This window comes from Micromonospora aurantiaca ATCC 27029, assembly GCF_000145235.1.
GTDB classification, from domain to species: Bacteria; Actinomycetota; Actinomycetes; order Mycobacteriales; family Micromonosporaceae; genus Micromonospora; species Micromonospora aurantiaca.
On record NC_014391.1, the window covers coordinates 675,794 to 691,820 of the forward strand.

General features: G+C 70.9%; 19 protein-coding genes. 15 read left to right on the plus strand and 4 right to left on the minus strand.

Annotation, left to right across the window (positions count from 1 at the left end):
• Entirely contained in the window at window positions 1–657 is a 657-nt protein-coding gene (locus tag MICAU_RS03400; protein WP_013283887.1) for a TetR/AcrR family transcriptional regulator, read from the plus strand.
• Here the strand turns inward: MICAU_RS03400 and MICAU_RS03405 are convergent.
• Window positions 614–1,021 carry a CoA-binding protein gene (locus tag MICAU_RS03405; RefSeq protein WP_013283888.1) on the minus strand — a complete coding sequence of 136 codons (408 nt, stop codon included), beginning with the start codon at window positions 1,019–1,021 and terminating at the stop codon, window positions 614–616. The two genes, MICAU_RS03400 and MICAU_RS03405, sit on opposite strands and share 44 nt — an antisense overlap.
• Before the next feature lie 320 nt (window positions 1,022–1,341).
• Here MICAU_RS03405 and MICAU_RS03410 point away from each other — a divergent pair, with 320 nt between their 5' ends.
• Both MICAU_RS03410 and MICAU_RS32335 read left to right on the plus strand, forming a co-directional pair.
• The gene (locus MICAU_RS03410) at window positions 1,342–1,707 is read left to right on the plus strand and encodes a hypothetical protein (protein ID WP_013283889.1); all 366 of its coding nucleotides are present in this window, start codon (window positions 1,342–1,344) and stop codon (window positions 1,705–1,707) included.
• Window positions 1,708–1,710: 3 nt separating this feature from the next.
• The gene (locus MICAU_RS32335) at window positions 1,711–2,325 is read left to right on the plus strand and encodes a hypothetical protein (RefSeq protein WP_151012777.1); all 615 of its coding nucleotides are present in this window, start codon (window positions 1,711–1,713) and stop codon (window positions 2,323–2,325) included.
• Window positions 2,326–2,491: 166 nt separating this feature from the next.
• On the opposite strand, the gene MICAU_RS03420 is transcribed toward MICAU_RS32335, so the two are convergent.
• The gene (locus tag MICAU_RS03420; RefSeq protein WP_013283890.1) at window positions 2,492–4,537 is read right to left on the minus strand and encodes an intein-containing Rv2578c family radical SAM protein; all 2,046 of its coding nucleotides are present in this window, start codon (window positions 4,535–4,537) and stop codon (window positions 2,492–2,494) included.
• A gap of 796 nt (window positions 4,538–5,333) precedes the next feature.
• Between MICAU_RS03420 and MICAU_RS32340 the strand changes: the two genes are divergently transcribed.
• Window positions 5,334–5,870, plus strand: coding sequence for a hypothetical protein (locus tag MICAU_RS32340; protein ID WP_157547396.1), 537 nt, complete (start codon window positions 5,334–5,336; stop codon window positions 5,868–5,870).
• An 87-nt stretch (window positions 5,871–5,957) separates the two neighbouring features.
• Here MICAU_RS32340 and trxA read toward each other — a convergent pair whose 3' ends face one another.
• Window positions 5,958–6,320, minus strand: coding sequence for a thioredoxin (gene trxA / locus MICAU_RS03435; RefSeq protein ID WP_013283893.1), 363 nt, complete (start codon window positions 6,318–6,320; stop codon window positions 5,958–5,960).
• A 547-nt stretch (window positions 6,321–6,867) separates the two neighbouring features.
• Between trxA and MICAU_RS03440 the strand changes: the two genes are divergently transcribed.
• The 11 genes from MICAU_RS03440 to MICAU_RS03485 all read left to right on the plus strand — a co-directional run bounded on the left by MICAU_RS03440 (window position 6,868) and on the right by MICAU_RS03485 (window position 15,108).
• On the plus strand, window positions 6,868–7,383 hold the full coding sequence (locus tag MICAU_RS03440) for a MaoC family dehydratase (protein ID WP_013283894.1): 516 nt from the start codon (window positions 6,868–6,870) through the stop codon (window positions 7,381–7,383).
• 95 nt (window positions 7,384–7,478) lie between these two features.
• Complete coding sequence (locus tag MICAU_RS03445) at window positions 7,479–7,970, plus strand: hypothetical protein (RefSeq protein WP_013283895.1); 492 nt, start codon at window positions 7,479–7,481, stop codon at window positions 7,968–7,970.
• Between the two features lie 34 nt (window positions 7,971–8,004).
• Complete coding sequence (locus tag MICAU_RS03450) at window positions 8,005–8,628, plus strand: TrmH family RNA methyltransferase (protein WP_013283896.1); 624 nt, start codon at window positions 8,005–8,007, stop codon at window positions 8,626–8,628.
• Window positions 8,629–8,730: 102 nt separating this feature from the next.
• Window positions 8,731–9,417 (plus strand): DUF6758 family protein, encoded by a 687-nt coding sequence (locus MICAU_RS03455; protein WP_342341502.1) that lies wholly within the window; start codon window positions 8,731–8,733, stop codon window positions 9,415–9,417.
• 118 nt (window positions 9,418–9,535) lie between these two features.
• Window positions 9,536–9,694 (plus strand): hypothetical protein, encoded by a 159-nt coding sequence (locus MICAU_RS32625; protein ID WP_013283898.1) that lies wholly within the window; start codon window positions 9,536–9,538, stop codon window positions 9,692–9,694.
• A gap of 6 nt (window positions 9,695–9,700) precedes the next feature.
• Window positions 9,701–10,552, plus strand: coding sequence for a PH domain-containing protein (locus MICAU_RS03460; RefSeq protein ID WP_013283899.1), 852 nt, complete (start codon window positions 9,701–9,703; stop codon window positions 10,550–10,552).
• Between the two features lie 93 nt (window positions 10,553–10,645).
• A complete protein-coding gene (locus tag MICAU_RS03465; RefSeq protein WP_013283900.1) occupies window positions 10,646–11,353 on the plus strand; it encodes a SigE family RNA polymerase sigma factor in 708 nt (235 codons plus the stop codon).
• 56 nt (window positions 11,354–11,409) lie between these two features.
• The gene (locus tag MICAU_RS03470) at window positions 11,410–12,627 is read left to right on the plus strand and encodes a hypothetical protein (RefSeq protein WP_244879718.1); all 1,218 of its coding nucleotides are present in this window, start codon (window positions 11,410–11,412) and stop codon (window positions 12,625–12,627) included.
• A gap of 10 nt (window positions 12,628–12,637) precedes the next feature.
• A complete protein-coding gene (locus MICAU_RS03475; RefSeq protein WP_013283902.1) occupies window positions 12,638–13,504 on the plus strand; it encodes a PHP domain-containing protein in 867 nt (288 codons plus the stop codon).
• Window positions 13,505–13,535: 31 nt separating this feature from the next.
• Window positions 13,536–14,150, plus strand: a complete 615-nt coding sequence (locus MICAU_RS03480; protein WP_013283903.1) for a MarC family protein — start codon at window positions 13,536–13,538, stop codon at window positions 14,148–14,150.
• 124 nt (window positions 14,151–14,274) lie between these two features.
• Window positions 14,275–15,108 (plus strand): RecB family exonuclease, encoded by an 834-nt coding sequence (locus MICAU_RS03485; protein ID WP_236619426.1) that lies wholly within the window; start codon window positions 14,275–14,277, stop codon window positions 15,106–15,108.
• 13 nt (window positions 15,109–15,121) lie between these two features.
• On the opposite strand, the gene MICAU_RS03490 is transcribed toward MICAU_RS03485, so the two are convergent.
• Window positions 15,122–15,973: an oxygenase MpaB family protein gene (locus MICAU_RS03490; protein ID WP_013283905.1), complete on the minus strand. Its 852-nt coding sequence runs from the start codon at window positions 15,971–15,973 to the stop codon at window positions 15,122–15,124.
• Between the last annotated feature and the right edge of the window lie 54 nt (window positions 15,974–16,027).

Genomic DNA, 16,027 nt, shown 5'->3' on the forward strand with positions numbered 1-16,027 from the left:
ATGCCGAAGCGGGTCGACCACCGGGAGCGTCGCGCGCTGATCGCCGATGCGCTGATGCGGGTCGCGGCCGAACAGGGCCTGGAGGCGGTCAGCCTGCGCCACGTGGCCGCGGCCGCCGAGGTCAGCCCCGGGATGGTGCAGCACTACTTCCGCACCCGGGACGAGATGATGGTCTTCGCGCTCGCCGTGGTGCGCGAGCGCAACGAGGCCCGGGTCCGGAGGGCGGTCGAGCCGCTCGGCGCGACGCCGGCGCCCCGGGCGCTGCTGCGGGCCATGCTGGCCGAGCTGCTGCCGCTGGACGAGGACCGGCAGGCGGACGGACGGGTGGCCCTGGCGTTCCTCGCGTACACCGCCGTCCGGCCGGCCGTGGCCGCCGCGCTGCACGACGAGACGGCCGCGCTGCTGGCCTTCGTGGCCGGGCAGATCGCCACCGGCTCACCGTTCGTCGCGGACGGCCGGGTGGACCCGGAACGGGCCGCGGTCGGGCTGCTCGCGGTGATGGAGGGTCTCGGCATCTACGTGCTCGGCGGTCACTACCCCCCGGAGACCGCGTTGGCCGCGCTCGACGCCCAGCTCGACCTGATCTTCGGGCCCGAACCCCCGCCCGGCGCCGTCAGCCGCGACGGGTCAGGCCGGCGGCGGCCCGCTCGACGATGAGGCACTTGTCCTCGACGTAGTCGAGGCCGGCCTCCTCGGCGATCCGGCGCGCCTCGTCCGAGAAGATCCCGAGCTGCAACCACACCGCCGGGGCGCCGATCGCCACCGCCTGCCGCACCACGTCGACCGCGTCGCGTGCCGGGCGGAACACGTCGACCAGGTCGACCGGGTGCGGGATGTCGGCGAGCGCCGGGTACGCCTTCTCGCCGAACAGCTCGTCCACAGTCGGGTTGACCGGGATGATCCGCCACCCGTGCCGCTGCATCTCCAGCGGTACGCGGTGCGCGGCCTTGCCCGGATCACGGGAGGCGCCCACGACGGCGATCACGGCGGAGTCGGCGAGGATCTGCATGGGGGAACGCATCACACGAGACTATCCGCCCGGCGCGGCGATGACAGGTATTTCTGTCCGGTAGGCGATTGACAATCAGCTTTCCCCGCAGTGCAGATGCGGCCGATAACGATTTTTCTGACAATGGCGAACGGCATGGTAAGGGCTTTCTGTAGTCACCATGCCCCCGACTGATGTGATGTGGATCACAAATAGATGGGAGTGGCTTAGGGTATTGTCGATTTCAGCTTTCATTGATCACCTGGCCGGGATATCCAATCGTTCGATCATTGGATATGTCGATGATTGCTGTCTGGTTCTATGCAGGTGTTCTCAACACGGGGAGAGTGCAGATGAGTAGTAACCTCGCAACCAGTAAGCGTCGCGGCCTGCTCGGTGGGCTGTCGGCCGTCGCCCTGGCGACGGCGGCGGGTGCCCTGATGGTCCCTTCGGCCGCTCAGGCGCACACGTCCACTGTCGACCTCAGCCGCTCGGGATGCAGCTACGCCGGGCAGAGCAGCCATGGCTACGCGAAGACCTGGAAGGGCAGCGGGAGCTGCAGCGGACACGCCTGGCTTCGTGTCAACTGGGCCGGCAACGTCAGCAGCTGGTCGCACGATGCGTCCAAGGTCGAGTTCTACGCCCCCGGCAACAACGGCATCGTGTGGAGTGAGCACAAGAGCTGCGAGACCTGCGGCTCGAAGAAGATCAACCACTAGCTCATGCGGATGTCCCATGCCGGACAGCTGCGCGTCTCAATCGCTGCGTTGCTGATCGGTGGGCTGTTCGGCTGCAGTGCTTCTCCGCCCGCTGACCGAGGCGGAGGCACTGCAGCCGGCAGTTCCGATCAACACCTCACCGAGAAGGAGCGGGCGGACGGTGCCGCTGCCCAGGAAGCTCTGCTTGGCGATGGAGTGATAAGCCGAGCGGACTACGAAAAAGCAACCGAGTTCTTGGGCAAATGTCTTCAAGCGCATGATGTGCAGCTCGTCAACAAGGGCTGGAACCCGGTGAATCAACAAGTGATGACCATGTGGTACCGGAACCCAGAACTGTCTGACGATGAGGTTGGGGCCATTGGTGACGAATGTCATGGGGCCTGGCTCGGGCGAGTTGAGGACCAGTTCGCCAAGAGTAATCCTCCCCGCATGAAGCCCGAACTCATGCTTGTCGTCAAGGAGTGCCTGAGGAACAAGAATCTGGCAGTCAGTGATCGAGCGGTGGGCATCCCGGACCTCGACGCTGAACTCGGCGAAGATCGGCGCCAGGACATTCGCGCTTGCGTCAGGCAGGCGGTTTCTCAGCTTTACCCCGACTCGCCGGTGGCCATCTACTAGCGACGGCGTCACATCGCGCTTGTGGTGGCACGTCGACCGGCCTGCCGTCCCCCGAGGCGCACCCGCACCGGGGGGCGGCAAGGCATGGCCCGATCCGGAGGGCGATCAAGGCGTTCCACCCGTACCGGGTCGGCCGATCGAACCGAATGGGCAGCGCGCCCAGGAGCTAGAGCAGGGAGAGCTGTTCGGCGGCCGGTGCGGGCGGCGGGGTCTCGGGCAGCCGGCGATTGTCGCCGGTCTCGCCGCGGTTCAGCCCGTGTCGGCGTGCCGCCATCCGCACCCGCGCTGTCACCTCCCGCTGGTACGCCTGCGGCGCGTACGAGCCGGCCTGGTAGAGCTGCCGATAACGGGGCACCAGGTGGGGGAACTCCCGGGCGAGCCAGCGGGCGTACCACTCCCGGGCACCGGGCCGCAGGTGCAGCGGCAGCGGCGTCACGCTCGCCGCCCCGGAGGCGGCGATCGCCGCGACAGTGGCGTCGATGGACTCCTCGTCGTCGCTGAGGCCGGGCAGGATCGGCGCCATCAGCACGCCGACGGAGAAGCCGGCGTCGGTGAGGGTGCGGACCGCGTCGAGGCGGCGGCGCGGGCTCGGCGTACCAGGCTCGGCCGCCCGCCAGAGCGCCTCGTCGACGAACCCCACCGAGTACGACAGCCCGACCCGTGTCACCTCGGCCGCCTGGCGCAACAGGGGCAGGTCGCGCAGCAGCAGCGTGCCCTTCGTCAGGATGGAGAACGGGTTCGCGAAGTCCCGCAGCGCCTCGATGATCGGCGGCATCAGGCCGTAGCGGCCCTCGGCCCGCTGGTAACAGTCCACGTTGGTGCCCATGGCGACGTGCGCGCCGCGCCAGCGAGGCGCGGCCAGTTCGCGGCGGACCAGCTCACCGGCGTTGACCTTGACGATCACCTTGCGGTCGAAGTCGGCGCCCGGGTCCAGGTCGAGGTAGGTGTGGGTGTTGCGGGCGAAGCAGTTGTGGCTGACCACGCCGTTGGCGATGAAGTCGCCGGTGCCGGTGGTGATGTCCCACAGCGGAAGCTCCAGGCCGAGGTCCTCGACGGCTGTCACCTGGAGCTGCGCCGCGCACTTGAGCGCCATGCCCTCGATCGAGCGCCGGGCGGTGACGGCCGGGTCGGTGAGGTGGAAGAAGCGCAGCCGCTCCGGCAGCCCGCCGGTCAGCCGGAGCTGCCGCGCCGCTCCCGGTGCGCCGGGCACGTCGAGCGCCCACCGGAAGCCGAACCGGTCCAGCGCGCCGGCCGCGCGGGCCTGGCTCTCGTCGTCGGCGACGCTGATCCGGAACACGCCCCGGTGGCAGGTGCCCACGGCGTCGAACATGCCGGCCAGGTAGCCCAGCGCCCAGTCGTCCGTCGTCTCGTCGATCGGCTCGAACAGCCCGGTGACGACGTCGGCCGGGCCGGCAGTGCGTACCACAGTGGTCGTCGCCCGGCGGCCCACCCGGGCGGTCGTGGCCCGCTCGACGGTGACGCCCGCGTCGGTCAGGTAGCGCTCGGCCCGGTCGAGCGCCTCCGCCTCGGCGGTGGCCAGCCGGAACCGGGTGTCGCGCCGGTGGCCGGCGGGGTGGTCGTCGCGGACCAGGGCGTGCAGGTAGCCCCGGCGGTAGTCGGCCGAGCGCTTCGGCGCCACCACGAACCCGCCGGTGCCGAGCAGGCGGTTACGGGTGGTCAGGTGCGGACGGCGTCCGCCGCCGCGCATGGTCCCGGTGACGTGCTTCCAGCCGCGTTCGGTGAGGAACCGGTGGTCGCCGCTGGCGACGAGCGTGGTGCCGTCGGCCAGTGTGATCCGGTGGGCCCGCTTCACCGTTGACCACTTGTCGAGCACCGTGGTGACGACGTAGTGGCGGTAGGCGCCGCGCCGCCGGGTGCCGTAGATGCGGTCGCCGGGCTCCAGCTCGCTGATCGCCCTGGTGCGGCCGTCGGCCATCAGGATCGGTGTGTCGCCGCCCAGGCAGTAGACGCAGGCGTGCGAGCAGCCCCGGTAGGGGTTGATGGTCCACTCGAACGGCACGCGTGACTGGCCGGGCACCCGGTTGATGATCGACTTGGCGTGGACCTCGTAGAAGGTCATGCCGGCGAAGCCCGGGGTGTCGAACGTGCGGGCGACGGCGCCGGGCAGCGCCAGCGGCAGGGGTGGAGCCGCCGGCGCCGCCCGATCGGGAGTCCCCTCGTCCGGGGGAGCGGAGAGGTTGTCCCAGCGCATGGAGGTATTCGAACACGTGTACGACGTGGTGGCAAGTGGGGCCCCAGGCTCGGGTGTCCACCGGGCATGGGGCGCGTGGTTTCGCTCGCACTCCCGGGGTCAGCGCCCAATCCATCGTTAAACTCTTGCCCTTCTATGTGATGTGCGCGAGGATTGGGGCCGTCGGAAGTTTCGACCACCATTGGCGTATTGCAGGCGGCTATATGCCTTGACAAGACGGGGGTAAATATGGCAAAGGCAAAGCTGATTATTCGGAGTGGCATTCTTGCCTTGGCGCTCGCGGGCCTGGCCGGCACCTTCGCCGCGGCACCCGCGCAAGCCCACGATGCCAAGTGGTCGAAGACCCGAAATGGCTGCAAGTATTCCGGAGGAGTCGTCAGCAACCACACCTACGCGTGGACGCAGAGGGACTCCGGAGGGTGCAGCGGCCACCCCTGGCTTTGGGTCATCTCGTGTGATGACGGGGGCCAGATCGTCCATTCCTCGAATGGCTACACTTCGTTGAGCGGGACGAAGATGTACCAGGTGTATCACAAGACGCAGGAGAATGAGTCCTGGGAGCTGAGTCACCTCACGTACTGTTGATCTTCTTCCTGGGACGCCAAGTCGAGTTGCTGGTTTCGCTGCGTGGTGGCCTGGGCTAGGGCTCTTCCATCGATCGATCCAGGCCCAGGCTTCCTCTCGGGCCTGGATCGATCGGCGCGACAGGCATGGGGCTCTGGACTGACCTGGGCCGTTGCTTCTTCGGGAAGGTGGAGCCTGAATCTTGGGAAAGTTGGCCAGAGTCGCCGTCTGCGTGCTGTTGTTCGTGCTGACGGGCTGCTCCACGACAGGGGCCGAGGAGCAGCGCAGAGCGCCGACCGCATCCAGGGCGTCATCGGCCCCGCCAAGCGCGGGAACGACTCCTGCGCCGGTTACAAGGCAGGATTACGAGGCGGCGGTCCGTAGAACGGAAGCCTGCGTCGCGAAGTCCAACGTCAAACAAAAGAACTACGGTTGGGACCCGGTCGGAAACGACGAGATGATCCTCTTGTACAAGTCGCCAGTAATGCCGACTGTGAAGGCCCTTGAGTTTGCGCAGAAATGCCAGGCGGATCATCTTGACGCAGTGCGCATCGGCTACCAGAAAAGTAATCCCCAATATATGGCGCCAGAGCTGATGAAGGCGGTGCGGACGTGCCTCAAAGAAAGGGACGTCCCTGTTACCGGGTTGGAGAAGGGCCCGAACGACCTGATTGAGTCTGTGCCGCAGAAGAGGTTCACAGTGCTTGTGGAGTGCGTGCACAGTCAGGCCTCAAAGCTCTTCCCGTCCGTACCCATCCAGTTCCCGTAAAGGGCGCGACTGGAAGACGGTGCCGCTCGGGGCACGAGAAAGGCCGGGCCCAATCGGGTCCGGCCTTTCTCGTGCTGTCGTGGAACGTCAGTGGTTGTGCTCGGCCAGCTTCTTGCGGACGTCGTCCATGTCCAGCGCCTGGACCTGCTCGATGAGGTTCTCCAGCGCCGACTCCGGCAGCGCGCCCGGCTGGGCGAAGACGATCACGCCGTCACGGATCGCCATGATCGTCGGGATGGAGCTGATGTTGAACTTCGCCGCCAGCTCCTGCTGCGCCTCGGTGTCGACCTTGCCGAAGGCGATGTCCGGGTGCTTCTCCGAGGAGCGCTCGTAGACCGGGGCGAAGCGCTTGCACGGGCCGCACCAGTCCGCCCAGAAGTCGAGCAGGACGATCCCGTCGCGCCCGGTCACCTCGTCAAAGTTGGCCGTGGTCAGCTCAACCGTTGCCATTTGCTCTCTCCGATCACCGCGGATTGTCGTACGTCCGGTGGAACCAGGGTCAGTCCGTCCGAATTCCCGCCGCGGGGGTGACGAAACGCTGAGCGCCGGGACGGTGACCCTGAGCACATCGAACACCATCTGTTGGCTCCGTTCGTGCGGAACGCAAATGCACGCCGCACTTGCGTGACGGGACGTGATGGGAGCGTTTCCAAGGAGATCACTCTCAGTTTCCGCTACGTCTCGGTAACTTCGGGCTTGACGAGCATCTATCCGGCCTGCGGAGATCGCTTATCGACCTCGTGTCGGTTACTTTGAGTAGTGTTACGAAAAGGTAAATGTGACCTCCGTCTCTGTCGGCGACGGGTGGTCGTACGGCAGAATTCTTCGCATCAGAGCGTGGGCGGCGGGTGCCGGGGAGGGCCCCGCCGCTCATTGCGTCCGGACCTCGGTGGCCCCCGGTGTGACATTTCCGCCGGGCGAGCGCCCCGCCCCTCGCCTTAACAAGCGATAAGGCATGCTGTGCCGAACTCCATCGCCGCCCGTGAAGGGGACAAGGATGCAGTTCGGCCGCTACTACGAGGAGTTCGAGGTCGGCGCGGTCTACCGGCACTGGCCGGGCAAGACGGTCACCGAGTACGACGACCACCTCTTCTGCCTGCTCACCATGAACCACCACCCGCTGCACATGGACGCGCACTACGCCGAGTCCGCCTCGCAGTTCAAGCGCAACGTGGTGGTCGGCAACTACATCTACTCGCTGCTGCTGGGCATGTCCGTGCCGGACGTCAGCGGCAAGGCGATCGCCAACCTGGAGATCGAGTCGCTGCGGCACGTCGCACCGACGTTCCACGGCGACACCATCTACGGCGAGACGACGGTGCTGGACAAGCGGGAGTCGGCCTCGAAGCCCGACCGCGGCGTGGTCGCGGTCGAGACCCGCGGCTACAACCAGGACGGCACGCTCGTCTGTGTGTTCCGCCGCAAGGTCATGGTCCCCAAGAAGGAGTACGCGGCCGCCGCCGTCCCGGACGGCGTCGACCCGGAGCGTCCCAGCTTCCCCGAGCCGCGCTGACCTCGCGTCCGTCCGGCCACCGGGCCTCGTTCTCCGTTCGGCGGGGACGGGGCCCGGACCTCGTCCGGGGGCATATGCTCGGGCTGGAGGTTCCCATGAGCCACTCCGTAGCCGGAGAGCCGCCTTCCGCCGGTCGCCGTGCCGCACCGCTCACCACCGCCGCCTACTCGGCGGCGGAGTGGGACCTGCTGACCGACCTGCCGGGCCGCGTCCTCGTCGCCGCCGCCTCACCCGGACCCGGGCGCCCGCCGCGTGGCGTCGCCGCCGGTCTGGCCGGCCTGGACGCGGTGGCCGCCGGCCGGGCCTTCGACAGCGATCTCGTCCGCGCCGTGGTGGCCGCCATCTACGCCCGCCACGACGGGACCACCGAGCGGGACGAGCGCCTCACCGACCTGGTCGACCTGCTGGCCGCCGCCCGGGCCGCGGTACGGGTGCTGCGCCGCCGTGCCGACCCGGCCGACTCGGCGGCGTACCGGCAGTGGGTGGAGTCGGTCGCCGCCCGGGTGTGCCGGGCCGGGCAGACCGCGCCGAGCCCCGCCGACAATCGCTTCCTCGACCGGCTGGGCGGCGCGCTCGACCTGCGCTGACCGGGGACGCCGCCGGGCCGTACCCTCGGCAACCGTGACCGACGACCAGCTCGACGTGGGTGTGGGGCCGTGGCCCGGTGACCCGCCGGACGACCCGCGCTACGACCCGGAGCTGCTCACCGCCGGGGACCGGCGCAACGTGGTGGACCGCTATCGCTACTGGCGGCGCGAGGCGGTGGTGGCCGACCTGGACCGGCGCCGGCACGACTTCCACGTGGCGATCGAGAACTGGCAGCACGACTTCAACATCGGCACCGTGGTCCGCAACGCCAACGCCTTCCTCGCCGCCGAGGTGCACATCGTCGGGCGGCGGCGGTGGAACCGGCGGGGTGCCATGGTGACCGACCGCTACCAGCACGTCCGGCACCACCCGACGATCGAGGAGTTCGTCGCGTGGGCGCGCGACGAGCGGTTGCCGGTGGTCGGGATCGACAACCTGCCCGGCTCCCGGCCGATGGAGACCGCGGTGCTGCCGCGCCGCTGCGTGCTCCTGTTCGGCCAGGAGGGGCCCGGTCTGTCGGCGGTGGCCCGGTCGGCGTGCGAGGCGCTGTTCTCGATCGCCCAGTACGGCTCGACCCGGTCCATCAACGCGGGCGTGGCCAGCGGCATCGCCATGCACGCCTGGATCCGGTCGTACGCCGGGCCGCCGCCGGACTGAACGCCGCGTGGGTCCACCGCCGGACGGAAATCCCACGTTCGTCGGCCCGCCCCGCTTGACGCCTCGCGGGTCCGGAGTGACGGTGAGGGTGTGACTGTCGCGGTGAGTTGTCCGAAGTGCGCGGGCCCGGTGCGCGAGCCGGATCTGATGCACGCCGAGCACCGGTGCGTGCGCTGCGGCCCGGTCGCGCCGCTGCACGTGCCGGAGCACATCAGTGCCGAGATCATGGCCAGCGTGGTGGAGCGGATGGCCGCCGACCCCGACCCGGCAGGCCGGCTCCGGATGCCGCTGTGGTGCCCGTGGCCGCTCCCGCCGGGCTGGACGCTCACCGGCGTGGCGTGGGCGGGCGACGACCGCGCGGGCGTACGGGCCACGCTCGTCGCCTGCGCCGGTCCGGCCCCCCTGGACGGTGGCCCGGCCGACCTGATCTTCGTCGCCGAGGAACCCGGCGTCGGTCTCGGTTCCCGCTTCGCGGGACTGCCCGGACCCGACCCCGGCCCACAGGTGGAGGAGGCGCTCACCGATCCCGGCCCTGGTCATCCCGAGCGCCTGCCGCACGCGAAGATCCGGGTGGGCGGCAATCCGACTCCACTGTGGCTCGTTCGCTCCGAAACGGATCGAAGCGCGTACGCCGGCGAGGCTCGGGGAATGTGGCTCCATGCGATAGCCTGGCCGGCGAGTGCGGGTCACCTCCTCGCGGAAGAAGTCGTGCTGCACGACCTCACCGAGTGGACACCGCCCGAACTCGTGTACGGCGCACCATCTCCGTACCTGCACGGGCGGGCCTGACCGGCTCGCCACGGCTAGTCGGAGAGCGGACGCAGATATTCACGGTAAGACACCATGCTGATACTCTGGGTGCCGCTGCGGTAAACGGACCCGGCGCCGCGCGAGAGGATGGCCCGCTATGGTCAAGAAGGTCCTCACCTGGGCCGGCATCGCATTCTTGATCTTCTTTGTTGCGTACCGGCCCAACTCCGCCGCCGACGTCTTCAAGTCTCTCGGCGGCGGCATCATGGACATCGCGCAGGGCTTCGGCGACTTCTTCACCAACCTCGTCGCCTAGCCGCCCATGGGAAGCCCCTCCGGTCCACCCTTCGACCCGGACGACCCCGACCGGGCACGCCGGGAGCGCGACACCGAGCCGATCCCCCGGATCGACCCGGACGACCCGGCCGGTTACGGTCCCGGCCCGTACACGGACGCGGACGACGCCGGTTACGGCAGCGCCTACACCGGTGAGGGGCGGTCCGGCCGGGCCTGGGCGCGTGACCCGGACGGCTTCCCGGACCAGCCGATCTCCGAGGACGAGTTGGCCGGGCTGCGGTCCGACGCCTCCGGCATGGCACCCCGCCGGGTGCTGCCGCTGGAGGACGAGCCCAGCTCGCTCGTGGCGCGTTACCTCTTCCCCACCGAGCGCTACCGGGGCGAGTGGAAGCGGCACTGGATCCACCTCACCACCCCGATCATCGTCGGCGTGGCGGCCACGTTCGTGCTCGGCTACCTCTCCGGCTTCCTCGCCGGGCGGGACGTCGGCGCGTTGACCACCGTCGCCGTGCTGCTCTGGTTCGCCGTGATGGGCTGGGTGGCCTGGAAGGTCGCCGACTGGTGGTACGACCGGTTCATCCTGACCAACAAGCGGGTGATGGTGGTCAACGGGATCATCACCCGGCAGGTCGCGATGATGCCGCTCACCCGGGTCACCGACATGAAGTACGAGCAGAGCCCGACCGGCCGCGCCCTCAACTACGGCACGTTCGTGCTGGAGTCCGCCGGTCAGGAACAGGCACTCCGAGTGATCAAGAACCTGCCCAACCCGAACGAGCTCTACCTGCGCGTGGTCGAGGAGATGTACGAGCCGCAGGCGGTCGAGGCGCGGCTGGGCAAGGAAGCCGACGAGGCCAAGGCCGACGACGGAGCCTGAAACTTTTCGTCCGAACATCGGATGAACTGCACACCTTCCGCCATCGACCCGACCGGGCAGGCCGTGGCATTCTGCCAGGCAGGACGGGGGGAGATGAGTGTGGTGGTGAGCAGAGATCCGCTGGAGGAGGAGTTCCGCGAGTTCGTCGCGGCCCGGTCCGGCGCACTGCTGCGCACCGCGTACCTGCTCGCCGGTGACTGGGCCACCGCCGAGGATCTGCTCCAGACCGCGCTGACCAAGACCTACCTCGCCTGGAAGCGGCTCGGCGGGATCGACGCCATCGAGCCGTACGCCCGCCGGGTCATGGTCAACACGTCCACCAGCTGGTGGCGGCGCCGCTGGCACGGCGAGCGCCCCACCGAGGTGCTGCCGGAGCGCGCCGGCGTCGACGAGATCGAGCAGCAACTCGACCGGGACGCGCTCTGGCGGCACCTCCAGGCGCTGCCGGCCCGGCAGCGCGCCGTACTGGTGCTGCGCTTCTACGAGGACATGTCCGAGGCGCAGACAGCCGCGCTGCTGGAGATCTCCCCGGGCACGGTCAAGAGCCAGACCTCCCGTGCGCTGAACACGTTGCGCCGCCGGCTCGGCTCCGAGGCGGCCCTGAGCCTGCCCACGCCGGCCGACGCGCCCGCCGCGACCCCGCCTGCCTCGCCCGCCGCAGCCGGCCGGTCCGTCCCGCCGGCCCGGGGCGCCGAGCCGACCCGTGCCCCGGCGCGACGGCCCGCCGCCCGGGTGCCCCGACCGCTCCCACCCGCGACTCCGGTCCGCCCCGCCGTCCCGATCGCGGCGAAGAGCCGATGAGCGGCACCCGGCAGCACTGTGACAACCGGACGGGCAGCCCGGAGCGTCCATTCCCCGTGAGCGACGACGAGCTGGAGCGGGCGCTGCGGGAGACCCTGTCCCGCCGCGTCGAGACGTCCCGCCCGCTGCCCGCCGACCCGGCCGGGGAGATCCTGCGCCGGGCGCGGCGCACGGGCCGGCGGCGCACGCTCACCGGCCTGGCCCTGGCCGGGGTCGCCACCGTTGTCGTCACCACCGGGGTGGCCCAGTTCAGCGCACCGGGCGGCGACGGCGGCACGCCCACAGTGGTGCTCGGCGACCCGCCCGTCCTCTTCCCGTCCCCGTCGCCCTCCGGGCCGTCCTCGGTCACCCGCTTCGGGCCGGTCCGCGCCGAACTCGACCTGCTCGTCGGTGACCGGCTGGACACCAGCGGCGGTGAACGGCGGCAGCTGACCGGTGTGAGCGGCGTCGAACGGGCGCAGCGGATCCACGAGCAGGAGGGCTGGCTGCTCACCTCGGCGGCCACCGTCGCCGGCCGTACCCTCTGGTGGGTGCCGGTCGGTGGCGCCGCGCCGCAGGTCATGCTCGCAGCCGCGGACGCGGTGGCGATCTCCCCGGACGGCCGCCAGGTCGCCTGGCGGGACGGCACGGACGTGATCGCCGCCGGTGTGGTCGCCGGCCAGCTCATCGCGCCGGTCCGGATCGCCGCGCCGGAGGGCGCCGTGCCGGTCGGCTTCGCCGGCGACACCGTGCTGATCCGGCAGCCCGGCGACGGCGGGATGAGCGTCTGGAACCGCGCGCTGGGCGGACAGCCGGGCCCGGTGAACCCGGCCGTCCGCACCGTCTACGGCACCCGGCCCGACGGCCGGGTGGTCGGCCTGGTCGCCGCCGGCCGGGATCAGCAGCTCTGCCTGGCCCTGCTCGACCCGGCCCGGGACCTCGCCCCGGTGCGTACCGGATGCGGCCTGAAGCTGGCTACCGACGGACTCGGCGCCGTCTCCTTCGACGGCCGGTGGCTGCTCGCGAACGGCACGTCGCGCACCGCCCTCCTGGTGGACCTGGCCGACCCGGCCAGCCCGGTCACCCACCCGGCCGGCCCGGTGCTGGCCGGCGGCGTGGCCTGGACCCGGGGCGGCGTGGCGCTGCACGTGGACGCGAGCGGCGGGCTGGTCCGGGTCAAGCCCGAGCGGGTGCTGGCCGGTGACCGGCCCACGGCCTCGAAGGTCGAAGGGCTGGCGCCGGAGGACCGCCCGGTGGTGGTGGCCGACGTCCCCACGGTGCCGGACGGGGCGTAGCGTCGGGCGGGTGAGCGTCCCCGCCCGCATCGACCTGCATACCCACTCCACCGCCAGCGACGGCACCCTGACGCCCGCCGAACTGGTCCGGGCCGCCGCCGAGGCCGGGCTCGACGTGGTGGCACTCACCGACCACGACACCACCGCCGGCTGGGCGCCCGCCGTCGCCGCCCTGCCGCCCGGCCTCACCCTGATCCGCGGCGCGGAGATCTCCTGCCGGTGGTTCGGCGCCGAACCGGCGATCCCGCTGCACCTCCTCGCGTACCTGTTCGACCCGGCCGAGCCGCACCTGGCCGCGGAACTGGCCCGGGTCCGCCGGGCCCGCGAGGAACGCGGCGAGCGCATCGTCCGGCTGCTCCAGGCCGACGGCATCCCGGTGAGCTGGACGGAGATCCTGGCCGGCGCGGGCGGCGGCACCGTCGGCCGCCCGCACATCGCGCAGGCGCTGATCCGGGCCGGTCTGGTCACCACCACCACCGAGGCGTTCGGGCCGGACTGGCTCGGCGAGCGGTACCGGCTGCCGAAGGACGACATCGAGGTGTTCCAGGCGGTGGCGCTGGTGCGGGCGGCCGGTGGCGTGCCCGTCTTCGCCCACCCGAGGGCCAGCAGGCGCGGCCGGATCGTGCCGGACGAGCTGATCGCGGACCTGGCGGCGGCCGGCCTGGCCGGGCTGGAGGCTGACCACGAGGACCACGACCCGGCCGAGCGCGCGCACGTCCGCGGGCTCGCCGCCGAACTGGGACTGCTGGTCACCGGCTCGTCCGACTTCCACGGCACGCACAAGACGGTCCGGCTCGGCGCGCACACCACCGACCCCGAGGCGTACGAGCGGATCGTCGCGCAGGCCCGCGGGGTGACCCCTGTCGCTTCGAGCTGAAGCGATCCGACGGCACGGCTACCGTGTCCGCGTGGATCTCAAGCTCTTCGGCGAGGTCTTCGTGACCCTGCTGGTGATCGTCGACCCGCCCGGAATGATGCCCATCTTCCTCGCGCTGACCGGGCCGCTGCCCGCGCGCGACCGGAACCGGGCCGCCTGGCAGGCCGTGGCGCTGGCGCTCGGGGTCATCGTGATCTTCGCGGTGGCGGGGCAGACGATCCTGGCGTACCTGCACGTCGACCTGCCCGCCCTCCAGGCGGCGGGCGGCCTGCTGCTGATCCTGGTCGCGCTGGAGTTGCTGACCGGCAAGGCGGACGACCCGAGCAACCAGGTCACCTCCAACATCGCGCTGGTGCCGCTCGGCACCCCGCTGCTGGCCGGGCCGGGCGCCATCGTGGCGACCATGCTGTTCGTGCAGCAGGCCGGCGGCGCCGTCGACTACCTCGCCATCGGGCTCGCCATCGTCGCGGTGATGGTCACCGTCTGGGTGGTGCTGCGTTTCTCCGGCGGGATCGTCAAGGTGCTGCGCCCCGGCGGCATCGAGGTGCTGACCCGGATCGCCGGTCTGCTGCTGGCCGCCATCGCGGTGCAGCTCATCGCCGACGCGATCGCCGCGTTCGTGACCCAGTACCTCAACAACGCCTGAGCGGGTCCGTCCGCTGTCGTACCCGGATGGCAGGATTCTCCGGGTGCGACGACAGTCAGCAGCCAGCGGCTCCAAGGCTCCCCGACCCCGCGCCGAGCAGTCCGAGCAGCTCGGCTTCGAGGGCATGCCGGAACGCCTGTTCGTCTGCACACCGAGCAAGCTCGGCGCGTACGCGGACTGTCCCCGCCGCTACCGCTACGCCTACGTGGACCGGCCCGCGCCGCCCAAGGGCCCGCCGTGGGCGCACAACTCGCTCGGCGCGAGCGTCCACACCGCGCTGAAGAACTGGTACGCGCTGGCCCCCGACCGCCGCCGCCCCGAGGTGCTCGGCACGCTGCTCAAGGGCACCTGGGTCCGCGAGGGCTACCGCGACGACGAGCAGGAGCGCGACGCCTTCCGGCGGGCGCTGACCTGGCTGGAGAGCTACGTGGCGGGCCTCGACCCGGCCGACGAGCCGGTCGGCGTGGAACGGGTGGTCGCAGTCAAGACCGCGGTGCTCGCGTTCAACGGCCGCACCGACCGGATCGACTCGCGTCCCGGCCCGGACGGGCGGCCCGAGCTGGTCATCGTCGACTACAAGACCGGCCGCACCGGGCTCGACGCCGACGACGCGCGCGGCTCGCAGGCGCTCGCGCTCTACGCGTACGCGGCCGAGCGGGTGTTCCGCAAGCCGTGCCGCCGGGTCGAGCTGCACCACCTGCCGACCGGCACCGTCGCCGCGCACGAGCACACGCCGGAGTCCCTGAACCGGCAGCTCACCCGCGCCGAGGACACCGCCCGCGACATCATGGCCGCCGAGCGCGCGGTGGCCGACGGCGCCGACCCCGACGCGGCGTTCCCCACTGAGCCGGGCCCGCGGTGCGGCTGGTGCGACTACCGGCGTACGTGCCCGACCGGCGCGCAGACCCCGGGCAAGGAGCCCTGGTCCGCAGTCGAGCGTTTCGCCGACCCGGAGTGAGTGCGCGACGCCGTCAGGCCGCGGTCAGGCGGGCGGCGCGTTCCTTGGCGGCCTGCTGCAACGGGCCCTCCCGGTAGCGCCGGGGCACCGCGGCCAGCGCCAGCCGCAGCGCCCGCGCGCTCAGGTCCGCCGACAAAGCGGTGGTGGGCAGGCCCAGCCCGCCGTAGAGCCGCAACGCCCACGGCGGCAGCATCCCCAGCGCGGTGGCGGCGATCCCGAAGTACGCCCAGCGCGGCGGACCCAGGTTCAGGCCGACCCGCGCCGGCAGGCTGAGCTTCCACGGGATCGGCGGCGCGGTCAGGAACACCGCGGTCTCGGCCGCCTCCCGGGTCATCCGCAACTGCGGGCGTACGTCCCGGTAGTAGTCGGCCACCTCGGCGGCGGTACCCGGTACGTCGTCCGGGTCCAGCCCGACCAGGGCCGCCGACCGGCGCTGCTCGGTGTAGTAGCCGTCCACCTCGTCGTCGGTGAGCGCCAGCCCGGACCGCCGGGCGGTGCTCACGAACGACTCGACCTCGGTGACGTGCACCCAGCGCAGCAGCTCCGGATCGTCGACGCGGAACTCCTCACCGGTGAACGGGTCGGTGGCGCGCATCCGGGCGTGCCGCGTACGCAGCCGTCGCCCGGCCGCCTCCGCCTCGGTCGTGGTGCCGTAGATCGTCGTTCCCACGTACGTCGCCGTGCGGACGAGCCGCCCCCAGGCGTCGGTGCGGTAGTTGCTGTTCTGGGCGACGCCGGCCATTGCGCGAGGGTGCAGCGCCTGGAGGTAGAGCGAGCGCAGGCCGGCGACGATCAGGATCGGTTCCTCGTGCACCTTCCACGTGACCGATCCCGGACCGAAGAGGCCGAGGTCTTCGGTGTCCACCGATCAAGAGTGCCACGAGCCGTCGTCGGCCGTCCTCGGTGCGGCGGCCAGTCG

What these genes read in the sequence shown, in the direction of transcription:
- MICAU_RS03400 (WP_013283887.1), top strand. Translation starts at nt 1, where the DNA reads ATGCCGAAGCGGGTCGACCACCGGGAGCGTCGCGCGCTGATCGCCGAT.
- MICAU_RS03405 (WP_013283888.1), bottom strand. Translation starts at nt 1,021, where the DNA reads ATGCGTTCCCCCATGCAGATCCTCGCCGACTCCGCCGTGATCGCCGTC.
- MICAU_RS03410 (WP_013283889.1), top strand. Translation starts at nt 1,342, where the DNA reads ATGAGTAGTAACCTCGCAACCAGTAAGCGTCGCGGCCTGCTCGGTGGG.
- MICAU_RS32335 (WP_151012777.1), top strand. Translation starts at nt 1,711, where the DNA reads ATGCGGATGTCCCATGCCGGACAGCTGCGCGTCTCAATCGCTGCGTTG.
- MICAU_RS03420 (WP_013283890.1), bottom strand. Translation starts at nt 4,537, where the DNA reads ATGCGCTGGGACAACCTCTCCGCTCCCCCGGACGAGGGGACTCCCGAT.
- trxA (WP_013283893.1), bottom strand. Translation starts at nt 6,320, where the DNA reads ATGGCAACGGTTGAGCTGACCACGGCCAACTTTGACGAGGTGACCGGG.
- MICAU_RS03440 (WP_013283894.1), top strand. Translation starts at nt 6,868, where the DNA reads ATGCAGTTCGGCCGCTACTACGAGGAGTTCGAGGTCGGCGCGGTCTAC.
- MICAU_RS03445 (WP_013283895.1), top strand. Translation starts at nt 7,479, where the DNA reads ATGAGCCACTCCGTAGCCGGAGAGCCGCCTTCCGCCGGTCGCCGTGCC.
- MICAU_RS32625 (WP_013283898.1), top strand. Translation starts at nt 9,536, where the DNA reads ATGGTCAAGAAGGTCCTCACCTGGGCCGGCATCGCATTCTTGATCTTC.
- MICAU_RS03460 (WP_013283899.1), top strand. Translation starts at nt 9,701, where the DNA reads ATGGGAAGCCCCTCCGGTCCACCCTTCGACCCGGACGACCCCGACCGG.
- MICAU_RS03465 (WP_013283900.1), top strand. Translation starts at nt 10,646, where the DNA reads ATGAGTGTGGTGGTGAGCAGAGATCCGCTGGAGGAGGAGTTCCGCGAG.
- MICAU_RS03485 (WP_236619426.1), top strand. Translation starts at nt 14,275, where the DNA reads ATGCCGGAACGCCTGTTCGTCTGCACACCGAGCAAGCTCGGCGCGTAC.